Here is a 5,150-nt window from a genome sequence, read left to right on the forward strand (position 1 = left end):
AAAAAAAAAGACAAAGTAAGCATAAAAAAATCAAACTTGACCAATTCTATTCGATAGATTAAGTTTTTAAGCGAATAAAACAATCTATTGGAGTCACCGCATGAAAAATTCGAATGTTGTTGCTGTTTTTACCGGGAAAGACCTAGGCATAATGAGAACGGAAGGAGGGTCAGGATATTGGCTCGCGAAAGCAGACCGACTAAAGGATGCGAAGTATCTCATCGCTGTAAGAAACCGCAGAGAGACATGGGCTGTTAAAGATCTTGAGCATGGCACATGCTTTCTCATAGCAAAAATCACAGGATGCTTTAAAAATCCTGATTATGACGATAGAAACGTAGTCACTTTTGATGAATATGCAGAAGTTTCCGTCAAAAATGCATGGAAATTGTTAACGGGCGGTCAGCGCTATCCTGTCGCTTACCTTAAAGAAAAAGAGGCGTTTTCATGTATAGGTGTAAATCCAGAGCAACTTGAGTGGAAGCATTTCCAAGTATCGTCACAACCTCAGCCAAACCGCACTCACAATCGAGAAGTAAAGGAAAATCTAACCCTCAGTGAAGCGTTAGAAAGGGCGAAAAAGGATATAAGTAATGCGACGGGTATCGACACATCTTCCATCACGATAACTATCAATATCTAATTTTTTTTCTACATATCTGGTATCTTGAAGATAGTCGAAAAAGAATTAAGCCATTGATATGACAACAACTATATACAGAGAATTTGAATTTGCTGCTTGTGACGGTAAATGGTCAGTTGATGGGCATCCCAGAAGGGATGTTATTGAAAAAAAAGCAATACATATAGATTTCAAAGGGAAAGAAGCAATATCACTTATGTGCGGTGATCATCCGATGATCGTCCTCATGCAAGCGATGCAGTTAAAGGTCATAACCCCAGAGCAGTATGCAAGCTTGACGAGCCTCTATATGGATGTCGAGGACTTCACTTTCGGTATGGTCATTCTCGATAAACACTCAGGTGCTATATTAGTAGGCATGTACACACCTCCAATGCTCGCGATAAAGAACAAACCAATAGTCTACGACTTAGGTTCTACAGGAGGTGAATTTGCTGCACATTGTCTCTATTATGCAGAACAAAAGCTTAGGAAAAAAAAGCGTCATCGAGGATACTCTACATCGTCTGTAGGATGTAAAGTTACCAGTGCAGTTACATATGCATACAGACGGGATCGTTACTCTGGTGGTAAAGTATACAAAATCCTTTGGAAGGACGATGGTATCAAGTACAGCAACATACCGTTATCTAATAACTCAATAAAAAATCATTACCGCCGGATTTTAGAAGAAACATTAAAGATCATTCATAGCAGGTATGAAGAGAAAATGAACATGAGACAGAATGCCCAGTTACATGCAGCGGCAGCCTCGATTTCTCAGACGGGTCAGCCGAAACCACAAAGTAATCAACATAACCAAACGCCTAGTGCGAGTGGTGATAAAAGCCATCAGATGACTATGTCTCGGGCAATTAATTATGCCCGACTTTTCTCTGATTAATAACTTGTGGTCTTATTTACCATAACATCCGTTGCCCGCACCGCCCCGGAGCGCTTCGTCGCGAACGGGGCGGCAGTCAGCCAAAACCAACAACAACCCACCCGGTAAACCACCCCGATCGCGACAGATAAATTTTACCCGACTGCATAGTCATGCAGCCAGATGCATGCCGCGTAAAGTCACACTAAAATCAGCGCGAACGCCTTAAAAACAGGAAAGTGCTTCTCCAGCCAGTCCCAGTTCTCCAGCGCCATGTACAGGCAGTTCAGCACCGTCTCAATCACGTTAAACAGTCTCATAATCCCTCCGTTGTATACGCTGTGATGTTTCCATCACGACCGTATTTAGCGGGAAATTTATGAGCCCTTCTTCTTGGGGTTTGTCACGGGCCGTCAGCCCAGCGTTGGACCACGGTAGGTTTTCTGCGGCAGGTGCTCCAGCTCCAGTGTTTTCTGATACTCATGCTCCCTGTGCCGGAGCTCGATGGCATTCAGCTCCCGGACAAGCGGCGCAGCTGCTCGCTTAAACTCAGCACCTGCGTGCTCAAGTCCGACACGCGCTCGTTCAGCATCGCGTTCTCCCGTTGCATAAGACCACACATGCTCTGCCATTCCGCGAAGGCGATCTCCCATTCGTCCAGCCTTTGCGAGTAGTCCTGCTGTAGCTGCTCTAATGCGCTCAGCAACTGCTTTTCCAGCTCTGTCATTTTCCGCTACTCCTGTTTCAGGCGGATCCATGTCGTCCCGTCGTAAGGGATGGCTTCGGTTTGCATCCCCGGCGGCAGGATAAGAAACCTCCGGCCGTCGCTGCTCTCCTGATAGCGCACTCCCCACGTCCGGGCGGTCATTTTCGCCAGGGTATCTTCCTGCTGACGAAGATGCGTGTAATTGTCGGTTATCTGCTGCCCCAGCCACCACAGAATGCTCCCGCTCGTGCCGATCAGCAGTGCTGACACCATCAGGATGGTGAGCCATGTCCGCCCGGCAGTCCGCAGTACGCTCCGCCGGTTTTTCTCCATCGCCTCGCTCATACTCTGCTCGTGGGCGAGGATGGCGTCGCTGATTCTCCTCGCGCTTGCGCTCAGTTCCGCTCTGACAGACTGCTCGTGCTCGCTGAATGCGGCTTTCAGCATCTCGCCGGTACTCTGCTGCTGCGCTTTCGATTGCTGCTCTAAGTCCTTCGCCAGCGTTAAAAGACTGCTCATAGATGGCTCCCTTCAGTCGGATGTTTCGCCCCCCGTCCGGGTCGGCAATGCTGATACTGCTTTTCGTGGTGCGCACCACCTCAAAACCTGACCGTTCCAGCGCCTCAGTGACGTCCTGACGGTTTTTCAGCTCCCCGGACGAAGCAAGGGTCAGCAGTCCGCGGGTGATGGCTTCTGCGGCCTCCTGCTTCGTTTTCGGCAGTCCGGACGGCGTGACCAGCGCCCGGCGGTTTTCCGGCGCGTTCGGGTCGTGCAGCCCCAGTCTGCCGTTCACGATGGTCTGCCAGGCATCGATGCGCGGTCGGTCAGCGCGGTCGTAGTACGGCTGGAGCCGCCTGCCGGTCAGCAGCTCGGTATTGGGGATCAGAAAGTTCAGCTCCAGACGCCCCTTGTCCGCGTGCTCCACCCACAGAATGCTGTACTGATCTTTATCGAGTCCGGGCATCAGAACCCGCTCGAAGCTGGCCATCAGTTTTTCCCGCTGGCCGGGAGGCAGATCGGCCTCCGCAAACGACAGGACGCCGGAGGTGTATTTCTTAACGTAAGGCGACGCGTCAATCAGCTCCCGGACTTCTTCCGGCTTCCCCTGCAGGACGGTGGCGCCTTCACGCTGCCGGTCTTTACCCAGCAGATAGTCCACCGGCCCGGCGCCACCGCCGCGACCGCGTGGATGAAATTTAACGATCATCGTCCGTTCCTTTCTCAAGAACGGCGTGCCGCAGCCGCTCAAGTCCGGCATCGATGGCCATCAGCGCCGCCACAATCTGTACCCTGTCATGGCCGGTACCGCCGCCGGCGTTAACACGGCGGGCTATCTGGTTCAGGTTATTGCCCATGCCGGCAAGCTGGCGCAGCAGCGCCGGCGAGATTGAGGGAAGCTTTCCGGAACGTGCCGGCTTTTCGTCCAGGCAGGTCTGCCGCATCCACGCTGCCAGCTGCCTGCCGTCGCAGCGCTCGAGCAGCCGCCGGTGCTCGTCCTCCGTCACCCACATGGTGAGCATCTTGTTCCGTTTCTCTGACAAACCGGCCTCCTGATAACGCCGGGACGGACGGGAAAGGCTTTCCCGGTCGGCGCGGGGTTGGACAAGCCGCAGGCGCGTCAGGCTTTTGGCGGGTTTCGGGGCGCAGCCCTGAACCAGTCACGTAGCGCTAGCGGAGTGTATACTGGCTTACTATGTTGGCACGGATGCGGATATCAGTGAAGTGCTTCATGTGACAGGAGAGAAATGCAGCAGCGGAACGTAAGCAGAATATGCGATACAGGATATATTCCGCTTCCTCGCTCACTGACTCGCTGCGCTAGGTCGTTCGGCTGCGGCGAGCGGTACCGGCTTACGGGCGGGGAGGAAATTTCCTGGAAGATGCAAGGAAGAAACTTAACGGGAAAACGAGAAGGCCACGGCGAAGCCGTTTTTCCATAGGCTTCGCCCCCCTGACAAGCATCACGAAATCTGACGCTCAAATCAGTGGTGGCGAAACCCGACAGGACTTTAAGATACCAGGCGTTTCCCCCTGGTGGCTCCCTCGTGCGCTCTCCTGTTCCTGCCTTTCGGTTTACCGGTGTCACTCCGCTGTTATGGCCGCGGTTTCTCATTCCACGCCTGACACTCGGTTCCGGGAAGGCAGTTCGCTCCAAGCTGGACTGTATGCACGAACCCCCCGTTCAGTCCGACTGCTGCGCCTGTTCCGGTAACTATCGACTTGAGTCCAACCCGGAAAGACACGACAAAGCGCCACTGGCAGCAGCCACTGGTAAGAGGATGTACAAGAGATTACTGATGCAGAGTTCTTGAAGTTAGAGCCATACTACAGCTAAACTGGAAGGACGAATTTGGTGGCAGCGGTCTTGTACACCCTGTTACCACGGTTCAGAAGTTCCCCAACTTACTGAACCTTCGAAAAACCACCTCCCCAGGTGGTTTTTTCGTTTTCAGAGCAAGAGATTACGCGTAGAGAAAAAGGATCTCAAGAAGATCCTTTTCCTATAAACGGCTTATAAGTGATTACCGTGTACTGACCGCGTATACCCGATAGCAACATTGAACATTTCGGCCTGGTTTGGGTTCAGGTAGCATGTCCTTAAGTCTACCCTGACCAGTAAACCATCACCTTCCCGCTCAGCTTGCACTCCACGAGATCTGCAAAGGTCAATTGATTGCTCAACTAGCTTTTCAGTAATGCGCTGTCTGCCCGGAGCTCGAAGATCAAGATAAAAATTACTAACCATAGTCCCTGCTTCACTTGAAAGCCGATTGATGGTCGTTTCTATACATGAATCTATTTGCTGCATAGAGATAGACATATAACGCCTCCAACACATTTAAAAACCAAATAATACACAGATAAAATAAAATAACAACAAAATAAAAAACCACTTAATAAGACCTAAATTTAAATAAGGTCAAATAAGCAAAAAAAAA

At 51.1% G+C, this 5,150-nt stretch carries 5 protein-coding genes; 3 read left to right on the plus strand and 2 right to left on the minus strand.

The window, feature by feature from the left end; all coding sequences use genetic code 11:
* Positions 1–100: 100 nt before the first annotated feature.
* Together ACOTX3_RS25680 and ACOTX3_RS25685 are read left to right on the plus strand one after the other, a co-directional pair.
* Complete coding sequence (locus ACOTX3_RS25680; RefSeq protein WP_114265748.1) at positions 101–643, plus strand: hypothetical protein; 543 nt, start codon at positions 101–103, stop codon at positions 641–643.
* A gap of 58 nt (positions 644–701) precedes the next feature.
* Positions 702–1,526 (plus strand): hypothetical protein, encoded by an 825-nt coding sequence (locus ACOTX3_RS25685; RefSeq protein ID WP_127868999.1) that lies wholly within the window; start codon positions 702–704, stop codon positions 1,524–1,526.
* A 392-nt stretch (positions 1,527–1,918) separates the two neighbouring features.
* Here ACOTX3_RS25685 and mbeA read toward each other — a convergent pair whose 3' ends face one another.
* Both mbeA and ACOTX3_RS25695 read right to left on the minus strand, forming a co-directional pair.
* A complete protein-coding gene (mbeA, locus tag ACOTX3_RS25690) occupies positions 1,919–3,418 on the minus strand; it encodes a plasmid mobilization relaxase MbeA (RefSeq protein ID WP_114265750.1) in 1,500 nt (499 codons plus the stop codon).
* A complete protein-coding gene (locus ACOTX3_RS25695) occupies positions 3,408–3,731 on the minus strand; it encodes a MobC family plasmid mobilization relaxosome protein (RefSeq protein WP_007772081.1) in 324 nt (107 codons plus the stop codon). The genes mbeA and ACOTX3_RS25695 overlap by 11 nt, the downstream gene beginning before the upstream one ends.
* A gap of 645 nt (positions 3,732–4,376) precedes the next feature.
* On the opposite strand from ACOTX3_RS25695, the gene ACOTX3_RS25700 reads away from it, so the two are divergent.
* Positions 4,377–4,523: a replication initiation protein gene (locus tag ACOTX3_RS25700; protein WP_114265752.1), complete on the plus strand. Its 147-nt coding sequence runs from the start codon at positions 4,377–4,379 to the stop codon at positions 4,521–4,523.
* Positions 4,524–5,150: the final 627 nt, after the last annotated feature.

It is taken from the genome of Enterobacter cloacae complex sp. IR5384 (assembly GCF_049237265.1).
In the GTDB taxonomy this organism is placed as follows: domain Bacteria; phylum Pseudomonadota; class Gammaproteobacteria; order Enterobacterales; family Enterobacteriaceae; genus Enterobacter; species Enterobacter cloacae.

Coding starts and splice junctions, on each gene's coding strand:
- ACOTX3_RS25680 (WP_114265748.1), top strand. CDS start 101: ATGAAAAATTCGAATGTTGTTGCTGTTTTTACCGGGAAAGACCTAGGC.
- ACOTX3_RS25695 (WP_007772081.1), bottom strand. CDS start 3,731: ATGCTCACCATGTGGGTGACGGAGGACGAGCACCGGCGGCTGCTCGAG.
- ACOTX3_RS25700 (WP_114265752.1), top strand. CDS start 4,377: ATGCACGAACCCCCCGTTCAGTCCGACTGCTGCGCCTGTTCCGGTAAC.
- mbeA (WP_114265750.1), bottom strand. CDS start 3,418: ATGATCGTTAAATTTCATCCACGCGGTCGCGGCGGTGGCGCCGGGCCG.
- ACOTX3_RS25685 (WP_127868999.1), top strand. CDS start 702: ATGACAACAACTATATACAGAGAATTTGAATTTGCTGCTTGTGACGGT.